Annotated in this window: 18 protein-coding genes and 1 pseudogene; all 19 read right to left on the minus strand. The window is 39.3% G+C overall.

Translation table 11 applies throughout. The features are described from left to right. Window positions 1-6: 6 nt before the first annotated feature. The 19 genes and pseudogenes from K334_RS0101600 to K334_RS0101690 all read right to left on the minus strand — a co-directional run bounded on the left by K334_RS0101600 (window position 7) and on the right by K334_RS0101690 (window position 18175). Window positions 7-996 (minus strand): MraY family glycosyltransferase, encoded by a 990-nt coding sequence (locus K334_RS0101600; protein ID WP_025880857.1) that lies wholly within the window; start codon window positions 994-996, stop codon window positions 7-9. A gap of 10 nt (window positions 997-1006) precedes the next feature. Next, complete coding sequence (locus K334_RS0101605) at window positions 1007-1885, minus strand: NAD-dependent epimerase/dehydratase family protein (RefSeq protein WP_027444404.1); 879 nt, start codon at window positions 1883-1885, stop codon at window positions 1007-1009. Then, the gene (locus K334_RS0101610) at window positions 1882-3006 is read right to left on the minus strand and encodes a glycosyltransferase family 4 protein (protein WP_025880858.1); all 1125 of its coding nucleotides are present in this window, start codon (window positions 3004-3006) and stop codon (window positions 1882-1884) included. Before K334_RS0101610 ends, K334_RS0101605 begins: the two co-directional genes overlap by 4 nt. Further along, on the minus strand, window positions 2999-4087 hold the full coding sequence (locus K334_RS13260) for a nucleotidyltransferase family protein (protein ID WP_154655517.1): 1089 nt from the start codon (window positions 4085-4087) through the stop codon (window positions 2999-3001). The genes K334_RS0101610 and K334_RS13260 overlap by 8 nt, the downstream gene beginning before the upstream one ends. Window positions 4088-4092: 5 nt before the next feature. Beyond that, window positions 4093-5337 carry a putative phage abortive infection protein gene (locus K334_RS0101620; RefSeq protein WP_025880860.1) on the minus strand — a complete coding sequence of 415 codons (1245 nt, stop codon included), beginning with the start codon at window positions 5335-5337 and terminating at the stop codon, window positions 4093-4095. After that, window positions 5322-5645 (minus strand): HNH endonuclease signature motif containing protein, encoded by a 324-nt coding sequence (locus tag K334_RS14310; RefSeq protein WP_081658000.1) that lies wholly within the window; start codon window positions 5643-5645, stop codon window positions 5322-5324. The genes K334_RS0101620 and K334_RS14310 overlap by 16 nt, the downstream gene beginning before the upstream one ends. Before the next feature lie 18 nt (window positions 5646-5663). Next, window positions 5664-6140 (minus strand): DapH/DapD/GlmU-related protein, encoded by a 477-nt coding sequence (locus K334_RS0101630; RefSeq protein WP_238318965.1) that lies wholly within the window; start codon window positions 6138-6140, stop codon window positions 5664-5666. 119 nt (window positions 6141-6259) lie between these two features. Next, window positions 6260-7360, minus strand: a complete 1101-nt coding sequence (locus K334_RS0101635) for a glycosyltransferase family 4 protein (RefSeq protein WP_027444406.1) — start codon at window positions 7358-7360, stop codon at window positions 6260-6262. Then, window positions 7357-8100: a DUF2334 domain-containing protein gene (locus K334_RS0101640; protein ID WP_025880866.1), complete on the minus strand. Its 744-nt coding sequence runs from the start codon at window positions 8098-8100 to the stop codon at window positions 7357-7359. Before K334_RS0101640 ends, K334_RS0101635 begins: the two co-directional genes overlap by 4 nt. After that, window positions 8100-9035 carry a hypothetical protein gene (locus K334_RS13265; protein WP_051218619.1) on the minus strand — a complete coding sequence of 312 codons (936 nt, stop codon included), beginning with the start codon at window positions 9033-9035 and terminating at the stop codon, window positions 8100-8102. The genes K334_RS0101640 and K334_RS13265 overlap by 1 nt, the downstream gene beginning before the upstream one ends. Window positions 9036-9197: 162 nt before the next feature. Continuing rightward, window positions 9198-10292, minus strand: a complete 1095-nt coding sequence (locus tag K334_RS0101650) for a glycosyltransferase family 4 protein (protein WP_025880869.1) — start codon at window positions 10290-10292, stop codon at window positions 9198-9200. After that, complete coding sequence (locus tag K334_RS15440; RefSeq protein ID WP_025880871.1) at window positions 10289-10696, minus strand: serine acetyltransferase; 408 nt, start codon at window positions 10694-10696, stop codon at window positions 10289-10291. Before K334_RS15440 ends, K334_RS0101650 begins: the two co-directional genes overlap by 4 nt. 103 nt (window positions 10697-10799) lie before the next feature. Continuing rightward, window positions 10800-11042: pseudogene (locus K334_RS15210) on the minus strand (capsule biosynthesis protein CapG); the annotation flags it as partial. A gap of 294 nt (window positions 11043-11336) precedes the next feature. Further along, the gene (locus K334_RS0101665) at window positions 11337-12407 is read right to left on the minus strand and encodes an EpsG family protein (RefSeq protein ID WP_025880872.1); all 1071 of its coding nucleotides are present in this window, start codon (window positions 12405-12407) and stop codon (window positions 11337-11339) included. Beyond that, complete coding sequence (locus K334_RS0101670; RefSeq protein ID WP_025880873.1) at window positions 12404-13267, minus strand: glucosamine inositolphosphorylceramide transferase family protein; 864 nt, start codon at window positions 13265-13267, stop codon at window positions 12404-12406. The genes K334_RS0101665 and K334_RS0101670 overlap by 4 nt, the downstream gene beginning before the upstream one ends. Further along, window positions 13254-14357, minus strand: a complete 1104-nt coding sequence (locus K334_RS0101675; RefSeq protein WP_025880874.1) for a glycosyltransferase family 4 protein — start codon at window positions 14355-14357, stop codon at window positions 13254-13256. Before K334_RS0101675 ends, K334_RS0101670 begins: the two co-directional genes overlap by 14 nt. Then, complete coding sequence (locus tag K334_RS0101680) at window positions 14354-15898, minus strand: lipopolysaccharide biosynthesis protein (RefSeq protein WP_025880875.1); 1545 nt, start codon at window positions 15896-15898, stop codon at window positions 14354-14356. The genes K334_RS0101675 and K334_RS0101680 overlap by 4 nt, the downstream gene beginning before the upstream one ends. 7 nt (window positions 15899-15905) lie before the next feature. Then, window positions 15906-17114, minus strand: a complete 1209-nt coding sequence (locus tag K334_RS13275) for a Coenzyme F420 hydrogenase/dehydrogenase, beta subunit C-terminal domain (protein ID WP_025880876.1) — start codon at window positions 17112-17114, stop codon at window positions 15906-15908. Continuing rightward, window positions 17111-18175, minus strand: coding sequence for a polysaccharide pyruvyl transferase family protein (locus K334_RS0101690; protein WP_081658002.1), 1065 nt, complete (start codon window positions 18173-18175; stop codon window positions 17111-17113). Before K334_RS0101690 ends, K334_RS13275 begins: the two co-directional genes overlap by 4 nt. Window position 18176 lies beyond the last annotated feature (1 nt).

An 18176-nucleotide genomic window follows, 5' to 3' on the forward strand; every position in this document is an offset into this window, starting at 1 on the left:
CTTTTGTTATTTCTTCAGCATAGCGAGGTATTCCTCATGCAAGTGATAGTACTTCTTCATGAACAATACGTATGCAATAACTATCACTGCCAATGCTCCTACCAAGTATATCCAATGGCAAAGTGCCGTATTTGGACAGAGGAATATAAAACCCAATGATACCGCCAACTGCATAGCCATATATAATACGGTGACTTTCATGTGTCCTATTTTCAATTCGTTCGCCATAATCTGATAAGCGTGTTTTCTGTGTGCCTCACCCAAGTTCTCATGCAGCATGATACGATGCAAGATGGTCAAGCAACCGTCCACTCCATATACAAGCAAGAATATCAACCAAGTTATGTCACCAGTTTTCATTATCACATTTCCCAACAGGAAAAGCATAATAAATGCGATTCCTATCGAACCAACATCACCAGCAAAACACTTTGCCTTGCCTTTCGGACGAAAGTTGAAGATGCAGAATACCAATGATGCCAATATGATCGAAGTGATCAGACTTTGCTCGGCATAGCCACCTTTCATATTTACCACAGCCAACGGAACAAGCACCGTCAAAGAATAGCCTGCCGTTATACCATTGATACCATCCATGAAGTTGATAACATTGGTTGCCCCTACATATACAATCAAAGCAATCAACATAATCCACCACATTTCCCAGTGCAATATTCCCAACTGATAGAATGCCATTGCTGCCGCAGCAAACTGTGCCACGAGTCTCACAGAATCCGGCAACGAATGTATGTCATCCACAAAACTCACTCCTGCTACAAGCGTCAGTCCTGCCAAGAACCACGGATATTCAAATCCGAAGAAAAAACTCCATACCCATGCACCTATCAAAAAGATGATACCTCCGCCACGCAATACTATCGTTGAATGTGATGAACGCTCATTGGGTTTGTCGATGATGTTGAACTTGTCGGCAATGCGGAAATAAACAATCTCTGCTATAAGAAGCAATACGAAAACAAGAATATAAGTAAACATTATTTACGACTTAGATGCACCTTAATGATTCTGCCATTATTTTCAAACTATCCCCAAAACTCACAAGTTGATAGTCAAAGTCTGTCTTACTCATGCTTGGGTCATAATAATAAGTAGCAAACATTTTATTGATTGGCTGCAATACAAATGAGCCAAGCCATACAAATGGATTCAATAATCGTGTAATCCACACCTTATGCCCTACCGCCTTGGCAAAGAAGCGGACAATCTCTACGGTCTCAGCCTGTTCGCGATTCTGTGGATAGAACGTACCACGAAGTTCCCGCCATACAGCCTGCTTCACAAACTCGGCCAAATTATCAATGTAGAGCATTGAGCGTTTGTTGTGCCAGTTTGGGAACACCGGCACTTTTGTTGCCAATCGCACCAACCGTGGGAAGTTTCCTTTGGCATTCGGTCCATATATCATACAGGGGCGCAGTATGCACACTTTGAAATCATCCGTCTCCAATTTGTGCAGTCCAATTTCAGCCTGTAACTTTGAATCACCATAAAATCCATTTGGATTTTCCTTTGTGTCATTTGTCAGCACTTCTGTCTTTAGCGACTGACTTTCATGGAACACTATCTGTGAACTCATAAAGATAAATTGCCTAACACCTGCAACCTTTGCCGTCTGAGCCACCTCAATGGTCAAATCTCGATTTATCTTATAATAAAGCGGCTCCATCTTCGGGTCTGCATTCACATGAGCAATGCCCGCCACATGATACACCACATCGTACTTTGTAAAATCTGCCTTCTTCCATTCATCATTCATTGTGCCAACGGTATCTATCTCAAACTCTCCTGGACTTGTTGTCAATATGTATTTGCGTACGCTCTCACCAACGTATGATCCAGCACCAGTAATTAGTATCTTCTTCATATTATCAATTCATCGTATATATTCAAGTGTCCTTCCTTTACTACTTCTATGTCAAAAGACTTTTCAGCATACGTTCTACTTTCTCGCCCCATCTTCTGCCTAAGTTCCGTATTACTGATGAGCAAGTCCAATTTTTCAGTCAACGCATCTACATCCTTTGGCTTTATCAAAAAGCCGTTCACTCCATCAACTACCGTTTCCTTACAGCCAACAGAGTTACTTGTAATAATCGGTCTGCCTATAGCGTCAGCTTCAATCAAGCTCTTTGGCAATCCCTCCATGTAATAAGAAGGGAAAGCTACGATATGGCTTTGTTTCAACAGGTCACACACATCCGTTCTATACCCAAGCCATTGGATATACTTTCCGTCACAAGTCTCTTTCAGCTGTTGCTCTGTGATAGCTCCAGGATGATCATCCAGTCCGCCAACCAACAAGAACTCCACGTTGTCCTCGTATTTACTCCGTAATCTTTCAGCAGCTTCAGTCAACAGAAATATTCCTTTTTCTACAATCATGCGAGCTGTGAGGATTACTTTTATTTTTCCTTCTTTAGGTTCTGGCGTGTAACAATAATCTTTCAGATCAACACCAGAACCTTTTATGAAACGCCCTTGGCTGTGCTTAATAATGCCATGTTTTACATACAAGCTCCAATCATCATCATTTTGGAAAATACAAAGTAAATTTGGACGATTGTGTGAGAACTTTAGGACCTTAGGCATAACCTTACTCAACAGACCATTGTTGTCATCGGCAAAGAATCCCCCCAAACCACTTATAGCATTTACCGCACCATGCACTTTGCTAAACTTGGCAGCAAGTGTTCCCCATAGAATGGTTTTCATTCCTACATGGTGCACTACATCTGGTTTCTCTTTTTTGTATAACTTATAGAGAAATTGCAACGTTTTCAATTCCTCAAATATGTTCATCCCGCTTCGGCTCATCGGCAAGTCTATCGCTTTCAAGCCTTTTTCTTTGATTACGTGTAACTTACCAGTATCTGCCGTAACGATGGCTACATTCCAACCTGCGGCTTGTGCAGCTAATGCCACAGGCAAGCGATGCGATAGGAAAAACCAGTCCACATTGACCACTATAAACAGTTTTTTATTCATTTCTTATGATTTTATTTATTTTCCGTCCCTTCACACTTTTCCAAATCTTGTGGTAAACCAACCAAATGGGAGTCCATACCACTTCCGACGGATAGTGTATTAAGAGGTGAATGCTATGCCGTGTCATCATCTTAAATTTGCTACTTCCTTTATATCTTGTATCGCCTTGTCCGAAGTTTCCTGTCTGCATAATCTCTGCCAACAGAAAACGACCTTCTTTCTCGTTTGGCTGACACAGCAAACAGTCTTCGTCCAACCCAAAACACTCATATAGCACCCACATTACTGCTTCTGCAAAACGCTTCATTCGCAAATCTGTAAGCAAACGGATATCATTCTCATTCTCTCTTTCGTTAGCTTTGTCTGTTTTAAGAACAAAGAAATAGTCCATGATTTGCCGCAGTCCTACGCCCTCGAACAAGAAATGTCTATAAATGTGAGTTAGAATAAAAATACGATTGAAACATGCTGGAGGTACGGCAAAACCTTTCTCTGTCATTACAAAATCCGGACACTCAGCACACCACCTCTGCAATTTTCTATTGTCAAAAAGATTACGCATTAAAGTAGGTCGGAAATGAAGTTCCACCTCCGTTCCCTTGTATATATTATAGTGGAAACGGTGATAGGCAAAATCTTCAGACGGGCAAGTGCTTTGTATATATTCATTCATTTTGCCGAATCCGCCTTTCACCCACATATCAATATCACCACTTTGCCTTAGTCCTGCCATGTCTCCATACAGCAAAGCTATACCTTGCCCTTTCAACAAGGCAGCGTCCAATCCCGCTTTGTCGAGTTTCTTCCACATACCAGCGGACAACTTATCCATCAACTCATTGCGTTGCTGAATATGTACAGCCATACCAAGCCATTGCAGAAGCAGTGCCTGTGGCAAATTTTTCACACTCTCACAACCTCGTTTTTTCAGAAGTTGCACCCCTACAAAGCATACACCTAATAATGCCTGTTTTCCCGCATTGGCATATAATATATTCCATTCTTGTGCGGAAGGTGTACGAGACAAATCATCCAGCGTAGAAAGAGAAACACGGACAAGTTCAAAGAACAAATTGTTCATATTTTTCACTTTTTAGGATCAGCAGCTTGTGGCATGGATATAACCAATGGGGACTTGTCTTTCTTTACCAAAGTCCATACTGTATGCCTTTTACCATTATCCTCTGTTTTGATATCGTGAGTAACCTCTAAGTCACCTATAGAGTTATAGATAGAAAAATTTGAATAGTCAAATATATACTTAAAGAAATCCACGAAGAACTTTTCCATCTTTTCGTCATCCCATTTATCCAACACTTTATCTATTGAGGTTGCATCCGCAGATGATTGAACATTTATATTTCTTACCAACTCAAAATGGCATGTCTTTTTATCCGCAGTAACTTTAATTTTTCCTACATATTTTGGGGAATACTCTATTTGTTGTGTTTCATCTTTTCCATCATCTTTAAGAAGAAGATTCTTTATGCATTTTCTTAAACATATACATTCAGAATCCAATCTGTTTCGTTGAATGTCATCTAAATCCTTTACCCACTTCTTAAACTCTAACAAATGGGTAATGGGTAAATGTTTCAACAAATTGAATTGATTCACATAAAACCCCATCTTCTCGCCATTAGATGTCAAGCAATTGTAACGTAACAATAAAAGTTCATGTTCTGTAAACTGACTTCTCTGCATCTTTGAAAGCATAGCTTTCTTTTCCCCCTTCAATTCTGATTTCCAAATAACTTGAAATATCTGATACAATAGCCTAAAATGCACAGCCATAGAGTCTCTATGAACTATATATTTAGCATCAAACAATTTTCTCGCATTATCAATTCTTATTTCAATAGAGTCATCATTATTCTCATCATACGAATTAAATAATCCTATTGCAATTTCCTTTATTGCATTTCGACCTTCATTATCGCCGATTTTATACGATTTGATGGTGCGATTATATGACTCTAACATTGTAGAAACATCACCATGAACAAGTTGGAGTTCTGAAACCTCATTGCTCCTGTCATTGCTCTCCTTCAAATATCCATTAGATTTTTCTTGTTCTTTCAAGTTCTTTACAAGAAGGCGTAAACTTATATAAGCACATGCTGTTCCTAATACTCCTCCTATAAAATCACCGAAAGTACCCCATTTTAAAGTATCTATTGTATTGACCCAAACAAACCATGGCTGATGTATACAAAACAGAACAACAGCGCATACAAACGAAATACCCATCAACCATTCAGCCCAAAGCAGTTTATTTTCCCATTTTGAGTTGAACTTTGAGTTTTCTACTTGTGTTACTTTACTTCCCATGTTTGCAGTTTTTCAATATTTGTATTATCTTGTGACGATACAATGGTTTGAAAAATAGGATAATTGTCCGACTTCTTATTGTTGTTTTTCCAATGAAGTGCATTAAGGTTTGACAATTCATCTGAGCCACCTTTAGAAGAAGGTCGTAAATGGTCTACCTCCCAGCCATATTTCGACTCTACACCATAATGATCACGCCTTATCCAGGCATCAGCAAAATCCTTACGCCAAATTTGAGAATCATAACCTGCAACTGTAGTTGCTTTTTGCCACACAGCATCTATTATGTAATCTGAGAAATGTGCCATTTTTACTTGCTTAATTTTTTATTCTTTGTATTTGATTATTTTAGCAGGAACCCCAGCCACCACACTGTTGTCTGGAACATCCTTTACTACCACAGCTCCGGCTGCCACTGTCACGTTATTGCCCACATGCACCGGACCAATGATTGTGACATTTGCGCCAAGTGAGACATTATTCCCGATTGTAGGCCGACCTTTGTCGGTATTGCCTAACGTAGTACAATGAATGCAGCGAAAATTGTCTCCAATGGAATCCGCTACCAATATCGTAGCATAAGGGTGGGCGAACCAGAATGACTTACCGATTTTTACTGTTTTACCGATGGTGAAGTATTTATCTCCAGGTCTATACCAATCTATCAATAATGACAATGCAGAACCTATCCGGTGATAATAAACCGTTCTGAAATACCTGTTGTTATGAAGCTGATAGAGCAGTTGCATCATCATTGGCATTTTTATGTTTATCTGACATTCCAATACTTTAATGTCGCTCATGATTAAGCATTTTTTTCCCCCCCCGATTACCAAAAACACAAGAAAATGGGGAATGTACAACCATGAAAAGCAAATTGCCCCGAACAATCTTAGGCAGTCTCTTATTTTGCGCTTGTTCATCATTTCGTTACCTCTTTATAAATATCCATATATTTGTTCACCATCTTATTGATGTCATATTCAGAAGCGCGTTCGCAACAGCGTTTCACCATATTGTCATAGTACGATTTGTCTGACTCTAACCGCAGCAGGGTGCTGGCAAGTTCATCACTGTTGTACAGCTCAAACAATTCGCCAGCACCTTTTACAACCTCACGCAATCCATTCACATCTGTAGCGACAAACGGTTTTCCTGCAGCCATACCTTCAATTGAGGAGAGCGACAAGCCCTCGTATTCAGAAGACATTACCACCACATCAGACGTTTTCAGTATTCTCGGCACATCAGGACGCAAATAAAGGAAATGTATACGGGCAGCGACTCCCAATTTCTCTGCCAACCTTTTCACTTTCAACAGACCTGCATCTGTTTCTTCACTCCCCACAAAACAAGCATGAAAATAGGAAGGCAACTTGCTTATGGCTTCAACAATAGTGTCTTGCCGTTTCATGAACATGAAACGGGCCACCATTGTCACCACAAAGCAGCTATCAGGGATGTTCAACAATTCTTGTTTGGTATAGGGTTCTGCCGCCCAGTATTGTTTAGTGTCTACACCATTGTTAATCGCACACACATTCTTCACGTTAGGATATGTTTGTAGAAAAGTTTCAAGTGCTTTATCAGCACAAGCTATCACCTTGTTATAACAATATTTATAGACGAAGGCATCTATGCGTCGAAGGACAGCATTTTCTCTGCGACGATTCTTTGTAGAATGTTCTGTATATACTATAGGTGTCTTTGAGAAAGAGAGCATCTTGCCCCCCCCCGCCCAATAAAGGGCTGGGAAAAGATGCACATGAGCAATGTCGCACTTTCCGAGCCACGGCAACAGGAGAAACATCTGTAACGGATTATGTAGCCCTATTCTAACAGACAGCACTTCTACCTTCACCCCCTCTGCTTCTATCTTATTCTTCACAAGCTGCCCCTCACAGGGTTCAAGTGCAAGCACAGTTACCTCATTTCCCATTTTCTGTTGTCTGCCAGCCAAACCGATTAAAAGGTTTTGCCCTCCGCCCATCGAAAGGTTATCTATGATATGGAGTATTTTCATTTTATTCCCCTCAGTTTTCTTTGTGTGAAATAAACCCATGACAAAAGTCTACCCAGTATATTCTTTCCTTTCACACTTCGCACATCTATCTCGTCAAAGCCAACAAACTTTTCCTTGTGGCCTTTCAAGAATCTTTCTGTAGTTTCGAAGTTAGCATCTGTCATTGTCGAAGGATGTAAGCAGAATGTCCAAATGCCTTTTATCTTCATCTCCGTACAATGACCACCTAATTGCGGAAGGAATACGAAGTCGCCTTTTCTATAAGGTCTTGTGGCTATGGTATCGCTGATGATGCGTATGTCGGTACACTCTCTTAACGCCTTCAATGTATTCTCATCAAACGTATGACTTGGAGCAAAGAAGTATTTAGGTTTCAGTCCGTGTCCCGAAAGAATCTCGTATCCATCCCGAATCTTCTGCTTCTGCACATCAAGTGGCACACCAGCAAATTCCGAACGTCTCCATAGAGGATTCAGTCCCTCCACCCCCTTGTCGGATATATAGCAATGATTATAGCCATGCAAGGCGATGGCATATTCTTTTTGTTGCCATTGCTTAGCCTTGTTCCAAAACTCTGCATCAGGAGCGTCTATCTCCTGTTTCGGGTCTTCATTATGCGGAATGATGCCCACCATTGGGCGCACGTCATAGCGGTCAAGAATATCAAACATCCTCTGCCACTTTGCTCCGTCCATCGTTGGACAGGCATCATCCAAGCGAATTAAGTATTTATTGTTCATTAATGTTTCAGTTTGTCTATTATAAACTGGAAGAACGGCCGTTTATCATATTTCACATATTCCATAAAAGCTTCTGTTCTGCGTAGGTCTTTCAACCATTTACTCAAAGAAAGTTTACGCTGCAACACCAACTTGAAATCCTGAAATTCTGGCATCATCACGATAGACTTTGGTGTATGCAATTCCGAAGGATAATCCTCATTCAAACATGCCTTCACCCATATTACGGGCAAATCCACCCCACTCGCAGTCACACAAAAAGCATTGCCATCATTGCGGAAATTTGTTTCAAGGAAATAAACCTTATCGTCCTTACCTCTTAAAAATTCTATTGAAAAAAGTCCTGAGTAGCCACAGCCACGTATGTAAGCCTTACTACGTTCTACAACGTCTTTATAAAACGAATCAATAGGTCTGTACTCCAAAAATCCAGTGTTAGTATTAGGTTGTGAGCGAAGAACCTTCGTCATACCTGGGATTATGATATCTTCATTGAGCGAGCAACCAATAAACTGCACCTCTTCCTTTTTGTCAATATAAGGTTGCACAAACACTTCGTCTGTATTGTCAGCTATGAAAGCATCCAACTGCTCGCGGTTTCTGCAGATGACAATATCAGTCTTACCGCCACGACTACTCAAATAAGACTTTGTGATACACGGAAAAGTAACATTATCCTTATCTTTAGGCAACTTCCAGATGCGAGGAGCCTCGATGCCATGTCTTGCTGTCATTTCAATCATGGTGGTCTTGTCCATCAAGTCTACCATTCTGCCTTGCTTCTCAACTCCAGGCAAAATATATCGTTTGGCAAGTTGGTCATAGTGCATATTCAGATGCTCTGTCACCATATCTGCACATGATATAATGATTTCTTTCTCTTTCGTCTGCTTTCTGTACAGCAGATATGAAGCCAATTCCTTAATATCAGCCAAAGCATGATGCACACTTACATACTTACTACTTGCAATGTAGTTTTTGTGCAGACTACCTATGGTAACCAACTCTATACGATAGCCTCGTCTGCCTAAAGCACGCACTACTCCCAGGGCATTGTGATGATTCCCCTCCCGATTACCAAAATATCATAATTCATGTTATCGTTTGTTTTCTATTAGTTTGATGTATTTCTGTACAAAAGCCTCTTTTGAGAAGAGTGTTTCGGCTATCTCTCGACTTTTGCACCCCCATGCAAGGCGTTCTTCCTTTGACATTTCGATAATCTTTTTCAATCCATTGTAAATGCTGTCTACATCTGTTGGATTAAAGAAGAGTCCATTCTTATTCTCTTGCACAATATGCGGATTGTCACACACACGACTGCAAGCTATCGGCTTTCCGCAACTCATTGCCTCACATACTACATTAGGGAATCCCTCATAAATACTCGGCAGACAGAATATATCGCACGCCTGATAATGCTTCACAATACTTGTTGTGGCAGGATGGAAGTCTATAATATCTTCCACACCAAGTTCAACACGCTTGTTGCGACAAACCTCACCATAATCCTCTTCACCTGTTTGCACATCACCATACCAATCGAAATGTACTTTATCTGCAAACCCATCTTGCTTCAATCGTTTGATTGCCTCCAAATAATTCAAAATGTTCTTTTGCTTTGCTACACGTGCAGCAGTCATAATGACAATTTTGTCATTGGGAGGAGTCGCTATAGGCTTAAAATGATCGATATCTGTGAAGTTGGTTATAGTGACTGTCTTATCACTCAACGCAGAAAAGTTCTGTTTTATAAAGTTCTCCTGTGCATAAGCATTCGGCACTACATAATCAGCCCAACGATAAAACCAAAACTTCACTTTGTCTCCACGACTAATGCTTTGGTTAGTATTTCTTTCCGACACTATCAGTTTAAACTTTGCACCCAGCATTTTCAGCATACAGCCTATGATGGCAGGTCCATTTTTGTACGCTATTACCCAGTCATAGCCACCAGCCTGTTTTATATGTCTCTTTACAGCTTGTAATTTCGACCATTTGCTGTCTTTCACATGCAGCGTTACCGATCCAAGTCCATATCTGTCTACCAGTTCAGCATAAAAATCATGGTCATAATAAGTCACCAAATCCACATGACACCCTTTCTCCTTCAAGAAGAGAGCCAAGCCTATCATCTGCCTTTCTGCTCCTCCTATTCCGAGGGTGTCCATCAAACATAATATCTTTTTCATTCTGTCACATTGTTTATATAACCTTCTGTGGCATTATCGCGATGCTTAATGATACATGGATTGCCAAACACTACACAATGTGAAGGCACGTCACAGTTTACATAACTACAAGGGGCTATCAGCACATCATCGCCAATAGTCACATTACCGACTATCGCCGCATTGATTCCCACCCACACTTTGTTGCCAAGTCGCGGTGCGCCTTCGCGTTTTCCTCTATTCTCTCTGCCAACCACAACGCCCTTACGCAGATTGCACCAGTCACCAATGACCGCATTATTGTTCACCGTGATATTGAATGCATGCCCCAAATAGAGTCCCTTGCCTATCTTAGCCTCAGCAGGAATCTCTAAGCCATACTTTAGCCTGTATCGTCTCAGAAGCACCTTGCACAGAAGTTTCACTAATTTATTATTACTATAATGTGCTGTACGTAATATATATAGGAAGCGAGAAATTACCCCCCCGAATTGCGCAGACGATCTGCTTTGATAATATCTTTAATATTCATTTCTTTATAAACTTTTCATCAGGCAGTGAAAGCAAGAACTTTCGTTTTTCCTCTTTCGACATACCCTTACAATGCAAGTTGTATTTCGAGTTTCGCTGTATATAATCTTCTGTAGTGCCTATTACTCTTGCTGGATTTCCACCAACTACTGCATGTGGTGCCACAGATTTAGTTACTATACTACCAGCAGCCACTATCGCACCTTCGCCAATTGTTACACCAGGCATAATCTGAGAGAATGCGCCAATATATGCCCAATCTTCTATTACCACCTTGCCAAATGCGTCAAAATCAGGATATTCTCTCCGAATGGAATTCCCCCCCCATGGCAATGTATGGCAACTCCACGCGTTACCTGTACATGATTGCCTATGGTTATCAAATAGGGTTCACCTGTCATTTCACGAGTAGAGATAAAGCAATCTTTGCCAATATTCACTCCGATATGGCGGAGATACTTCTCTGGCGATACGAGGAAACGCCAATATAGTTCAATAAGTCGTTTAAATGGATTTAGCATAATTATTACCTATTTACCAAGTTCTTGTCGTCTTTTCCCAATAAAAAGAGTACGCATAAGGTTGGCTATTATAAGTTCCCACCATTAAGTATATAACCAAACTTAACATCACACACTTATAAGCAACATACAAAGTCTTTTCTATGCGGTACTTACCCAATAACGTTATTGCAACAGGAAAAACATACATAAAATATAATGTCATTCGTCCCATACCATAAGTGCCTATACCTACCAAAGAAAGAGAGAATCCATATAGTAGAAAGTTCCATATATTTTTATCTATTGAATTTGTTGTTCGTTTATAACCTTTGGAATAGTATAATAGCAATAACAACGAACCTATAAACACAACTGGCACAATATTTCGTTCTTCTGTCTGCACACCATATAAGGATTTATAACGGTCAAGAGACATCAGTATGCTACCCAATAGCATCCTAACCAAAACAAAAACCGACATGATCAACAACACACTTTTACCTATACTTTTGGAATCTCGATTTATGTATCTCCAAATATAAAAGGGGAAAAATATACATGCACTAATATGAAAACTCAAAGCCAACAATGCCCAAAATATAGAGTATTTGAAATTTTCAATATTATATAAAGCCAATAATATAAAACCAACAGCCACATGCTGTCTTATTACGCCAAAGCCCATATAAAAGAATAAAGGATAAAGGAGGTATATTACAATAGTGAACAATATTGATTCTGACGTTTTATAATAAAAATAGAATACAGGTAGCAAACTTATAACCGCCATAATTGCAAACATATTCTGTGGATTATGCGTAAATTGTCCTATTAGCCAATTTAAGAAGACATAACCTATACCCCAATCTGCATATACGTTATTCAAATTTATGGACTCTTTAAACGTAAATGATGCTATTTTATCAAAAGCAAATGCATACACTTCTGTATCGACATAATTATATGGATTGGCTAATGCTCTAAATAATATAGCATGTATTGTTACCGCCATAAAGAATAACTTATTCCCACGCTGACCACCTATCCATTTCGTTATTGGATAATAAATGAGTACAAACAAAAAATTAATAAGGTATATCATAGGATTTTTTTAATTTTCTTCATAATTGCATGCAAAACAGGATGTCTTCTTGCATGTAAATCCACTATCACATATCCTTTATATTGATTATATGTATGCATTCCCATGTAGTTCGCACATGGTGATTTACGGAAAAGTTCTTTTATAGCAAACTGTCCATTATCATCTTTTGTAACTTCTTGGAACACCAATCCTACTCCATAACCACCATTGCAGTTTTGTGCAGGACGAATTATTTTGTTGCCATCCATGAATATATCTCCTGCACTGCGGGCGGTATTATCTGACAATGAAACAGCTTGTTTCGAATAATAACTACCCATCTTATCACTTGACTCATATATGGTTAATTCATTGCTATTCTGAGTTGGTATTTTTGTAGCAAACATATAGTTATGGCCATCAATTTCTGTAATAATGGCATCCGTCAGTGGTAATTCACTTAAAGAGTTTGCAACCACAAGGCTGTCACCCTTTATATCATAGCGATACAAAGTACTTTTACCCGATGCTGAATTTTCTGGATATATGTAAATTTCATCACCCTCACGCATAATTGCCGGAAAAGACAAATGAGTAGATAAATCTAAAATTATCTTTTCACTTTTTATTTTATAGCTTGCTTTGTCTATCACAAGTTTCGCCAAACGTCCTCTGTTTATAGTATATGTAAATTCTTCTACCAATACGATTATGTTATCATCTGTGACATCCAGTATGAAAGGATCTGCATACCATTTATTCTTTGGAGGTTTTACTATATGAAATGTCCAATTAAGAGCATCATATCGATGTCCTTCCGACTTGAGGGCTATACCCAAGTCCCATTTATATTGCCGTATTATTTCAAATATATTCATCGTTTTTTTCTATTATTTTGTGAAACAATGTGTACCAACGATCAACAATACATTCTGTCGAATATTTTTTTATTGTCAATGGAGCTTCCTTTGCCAATTGCTCGCGTAATGCATCATCGCTCATAACACGTGCAAGGCACGCCGTCAAATCTGTATTGTCTTGGTTACGAGCAATTAAACCGCTTTTACCATTCTGTATAATTTCGCGTGGACCTGTTACCACATCAAAACTCACACAGCAACAGCCTGCATTCATTGCTTCAATAAGAGCCATAGGTAATCCTTCCATCCGTGATGACAAACAAAAGACTTTCGAATGTTGCATCAAAGTATACACATCTTTTCTAAAACCAAGAAATTCATAATTACAACACCCCAACTCATTAGCCAAAGAATTTAATTTTCCTAATGCATTCTTATCTGCATCTCCAGCAATCTTTAGTTGCCAACCTGGGTGTAAATGACAAAGTTTTGACCAACATCTTAACAGATTATCAAATCCCTTTATTTCCCATTGATTAACACGTCCAACTGCCAAAACAGTATTTTCTCTATTAGTAGCACCATTAGTCTCTTTCAAGGACACTGGATTTGGCATGTATACGACATTGTCATATTTGTTTTTCCATAGTTTCTTATCATAACGAGTAAGAATAGTAACAACATTAGCCAAAGGATAAAACAAACGTCTCCTTATATCAAGTAGTCTACCTAAATTCCTAGAAACGTTAGTATGTTCAGAAACGACTACTGGTATTCCTAAACCTAAAGTAGATGCAACAACAGTGCATCCTAAAGCCGACATAAAAGCAACAATTACATCAGGTTGCTCTTCCTTGGCTATTTTCCGAACATTTATGCGTAGCTGTATAGAGTTGCACAATTTAGCGACAACATTGTTTGCAACTTTATTTCCGTCATACAAATCATATAATTTTATATTGTTATTTATATCATAAGCAAATGCGGTATGTATATCTGTTGCAATACTAACATTCTCACCTCGAACAGCAAACTCATTAGCTAAAGTCACTAATACACGTTCGCCTCCCCCTCCTGTTATTCCGTGAATGTAAAATAAGATCTTCATTTATAAATTTTAAGAACAATCGTTTCTATACGATTTATTATACCTACCACCATATTCTTTTCCTTCTTATTCAATCCCAACCAATAGAACGCTACGCTTGCAACCAAACACGTTACCACTGTGACGCATGCCAGCCTAAAAAAACCAGACGGCATCAGGCTATAAACAGCGTAAGGCAACGGCAAAGCAACAATGGAGAACGTCATAAGTGGACAACACAACTTAAAGAAATAGCTTCTTAAAGAAATCTCTGTGATTGTCTTGATAACATATAGACAACCCACTTGTACAAATACCGTCATTACAAAATAACTGATAAATGCCGCCTCGGGCGGACATCCCATTCTCAATGCAATGTAGGCAACAGGTATTATAAGAATGTTTATAATGCTGAACGTAACCTCATAGTTGCGCATTTCGCCTGTTGCATAAACAACGTTTGAAAGTGGAGCGTTGAGATTATTCATGAAATTGGTAAATATAACTAACACTATGAAACTGGCCGTATGTTCAGGTACAACATTACCTAACCATAAATGCAAGATATAGTTTATCTCTAAACACACAGGAACAGCCATAATATAAAGAATAAAAAAACTCAATTTGCTCATACTATACATCAAGTGTATGGTACGCTCGGCATTACCCTCGGCAAACGAAGACACCATCTGTGGTTTGGCTGCGACACTCACATTCGATACGAACCCCTGCAATGCCGATGATACTTGATAGGCGATGCCACGGGCTGCATTCACTACAGGTCCGAAGAAGAGATTGAGCACCATATTCAACCCCTGCTCACGAATCATGCAAGCGAATGTGCCGAAGAAGTTCCAACCTGAGAATGTAATCATTTTCTTTAGCAAGCCACGATGAATTTCAAGTTTCAGCTTCAAAGCAGTAAACTCCGCCTTGGCGTACACTACGTACATCATGAAAGATACAATGGAAATGCACAGCATCATTACGCCATAAAACCACAAGTGGTCGCCCTCCACATAAGGTATGACAAGTGCCAGAGCTAATTTCAGCACCACATCTACAATACCAACCACGGCATAGTAGTTCATCTTTTCATAAGCCATAACGGCAGCTGAATAAGGAGTCTGCATGATGACAAGGACTGACGATGCTATGCTGAACTGGTATATCCACATGGCGGCATTCAGTCTGTCCGCAGGTATTACCATTTCGTTGTAGATGTACCAAATACCAATGGTCTCAAGCAAGAGAACAACCAAGACGGCAATACAGCCCTGTATCAGCAATGCAGAGGTGTAAACCAACTGCACACCATTATTGCCAGAAATGCTCATCTCGGAATTGTAAAAACGTTGTATGCCGTTGGCTAATGACGTATTCAAGAAACTGAACATCGCCACAAAACCACATACAACATTATTTATGCCGAAATCCTCCACTCCTAAAGCGTGCAAAAATACACGCGATGTGTAGAGCGACACAAACATCACAAACACCATGCGTATGGAGAGGAATACAGTATTCTTGGCTAATGTCGTATTTTTATTGGATGATGTCATATTCTGCTTATCTGCTTATCATTTGTCTTACACATGATTTTAACTTATTGGGTAAGATCTTGCGTATCACGCTTTTTGCACATGCGGAATATTTTTCCTTCATTACCTTACGCTTTTCTTGCTTTAATGAAGCATTCGATGCTTGTTCAAAATCTCTGTTCTTTATATATTCTTTTTCAAAGACATTACGCAACAAATGTTTCACTGACGGGTGCATCAACTGCTTTTCATATCTGAAAGCCTCTTCTTTTGGGCGTCCTTCTTTATATATATTGTCTCCTACAGCATTCAGCAATTCTGCCCCCTTGTCTGTATTTTGCAGTACACAACTTACATTATGCTTGTCTTGTTCAAATGCCGCTATTCTACCCAATCCCGAAAAATCACCAAGGGTTAAATCTGCAATTCTCTCTTTTCGGGCATATTGGCATTGGTAACAGTTTTCTCTATAAATCAAAGCCCTATGATAGCCTAACTGGTAATTGTCCGTATCAAGTACCTTCTTTTTATAGAAGACTTTTGAGGCTACATTATATAATGTAAATGTATATGTATATGTATAGTATTTCGGGTCGCGGAAGAAAAGCCTGCAAGCATGGTCTTTCTTCTCTTTCTCGATAAGCTCAATATGCTGTTCCAAATAGGCAGATGGGGGCATTCCATGACAAATAATGTCAACTGTAGTGAGATTAGGATGGTCCTTTTTCAGGTAGCCATACAAACCTGCTACTTGACAAGGAACACCGATAAAAAGCACAGACACACCAGACTGCAACTTTTCTTTAACAATCTTATATATCCCATTCGTCTTGCTGAATGTATATTTGGAGTTCTGCACATCGTTTATGTACCTCTCGTCTTCCATCAGAATGAAATGACAACCTTCATCACGGTCATACACAACACCTGTAGCCACACCACCTTTTCGCAGCCAATATTTATACAATTCACAAGCTATTCCACCAGATGCTGATGTTAGACGAATCTTGTCATCATTGCTCCACGCAGCCCAAACTTTTTGCGGGGAATGGAATATCTGTTCCCGATTATTCGGACAGGTCTTATAGCATAGTTGGCAATCTATACATTTGTCTTGGCCAACCGAAGGATGTAATGCCTCCATATTGTCGGCAACCATTGTAATGCATTGTTTAGGACAGACTTCTTGGCAGGCAGAACAACCCGTACACACGTCATGCTTACAAATCTCAATCATAAGGTCAACAATTGTTTTAAGCAACCTACAGAATATGCCCTATATGCCTCGACTGCATTATTCACTGTTCTATAATCAACCTCTGCCATTTCAAGAATGTCTTTCCCCTCACCATCACAATCCTGCACTTGCAATTTACGGGCAAGCGTATTCATACGCGACTTGTGTGCACGATTAAAATACACAAATTGCTTATCGAAATAGATGGAGAATAGCATTCCATGATAAGACGCTGTAACCACTTTCGCTGCGTCATTTATCAAAGACAAGAAATCCTCAAGCGAAACAGGCTTTACATTCTGCACCCCTCTTTGGGGCAACCCATAGTTGATATATTTCACCCTTAGTTTATGGGCTTCTGCATACCGAATGGCGGACTTCAAGCAGTCGCCATTCTTTGTGTCAAAATAAACCAATACATATTCTCCCTTATCACTATGGATATACGTATGCTTCAACCATTCTTGGGCTTCAAGAAGCATTGTCGGGTCACAAACCACGGCAGGATGCTTGCCAGTCAACTCTTCGACCCAACCAGCAGACTCGTCCTCACGTACCGCAATATAATTGAAGTATTCCAATAATGGCTTTATCTTCTCTTTATCTTGTATACTCCAAGGGTTGCCTATTGAAGAAGAAAAGGCTGTCTTTTTATGACCATTTTTTTCAAAATTCAAGAAATAAGTCAAATCGCCATCTATAATATCCATGCCCCACACGATATCACTTCCAACAATAAATTTATCATATTTAGCAGACATTTGACCTACTGAAGATCGGTCGCATTGTGCACTTAAAGACATATTATCGTGCAAGAACCTGGATAAAGCCTTATATTTCTTTCTTTTTACAGATTCAATCAAGAGTTCTTTTACTAAAGCTTTTGGATTTAGTGCTAGTCTGAATGGTTTTGGTATTTCTCGTTTGATTATATTTTCACACTTGTAATCCACCACGTCTATATCGTAGCCCAAATCCTTCACTTTCTTATACAATCCATAAGTTTGGAGCAAAGATCCAAAATTTGTTGTATCATGAAATGTTATAAGTCCAATTTTCATT

Origin of the sequence: Segatella baroniae DSM 16972 = JCM 13447, assembly GCF_000426585.1 — a bacterium.
GTDB lineage: Bacteria > Bacteroidota > Bacteroidia > Bacteroidales > Bacteroidaceae > Prevotella > Prevotella baroniae.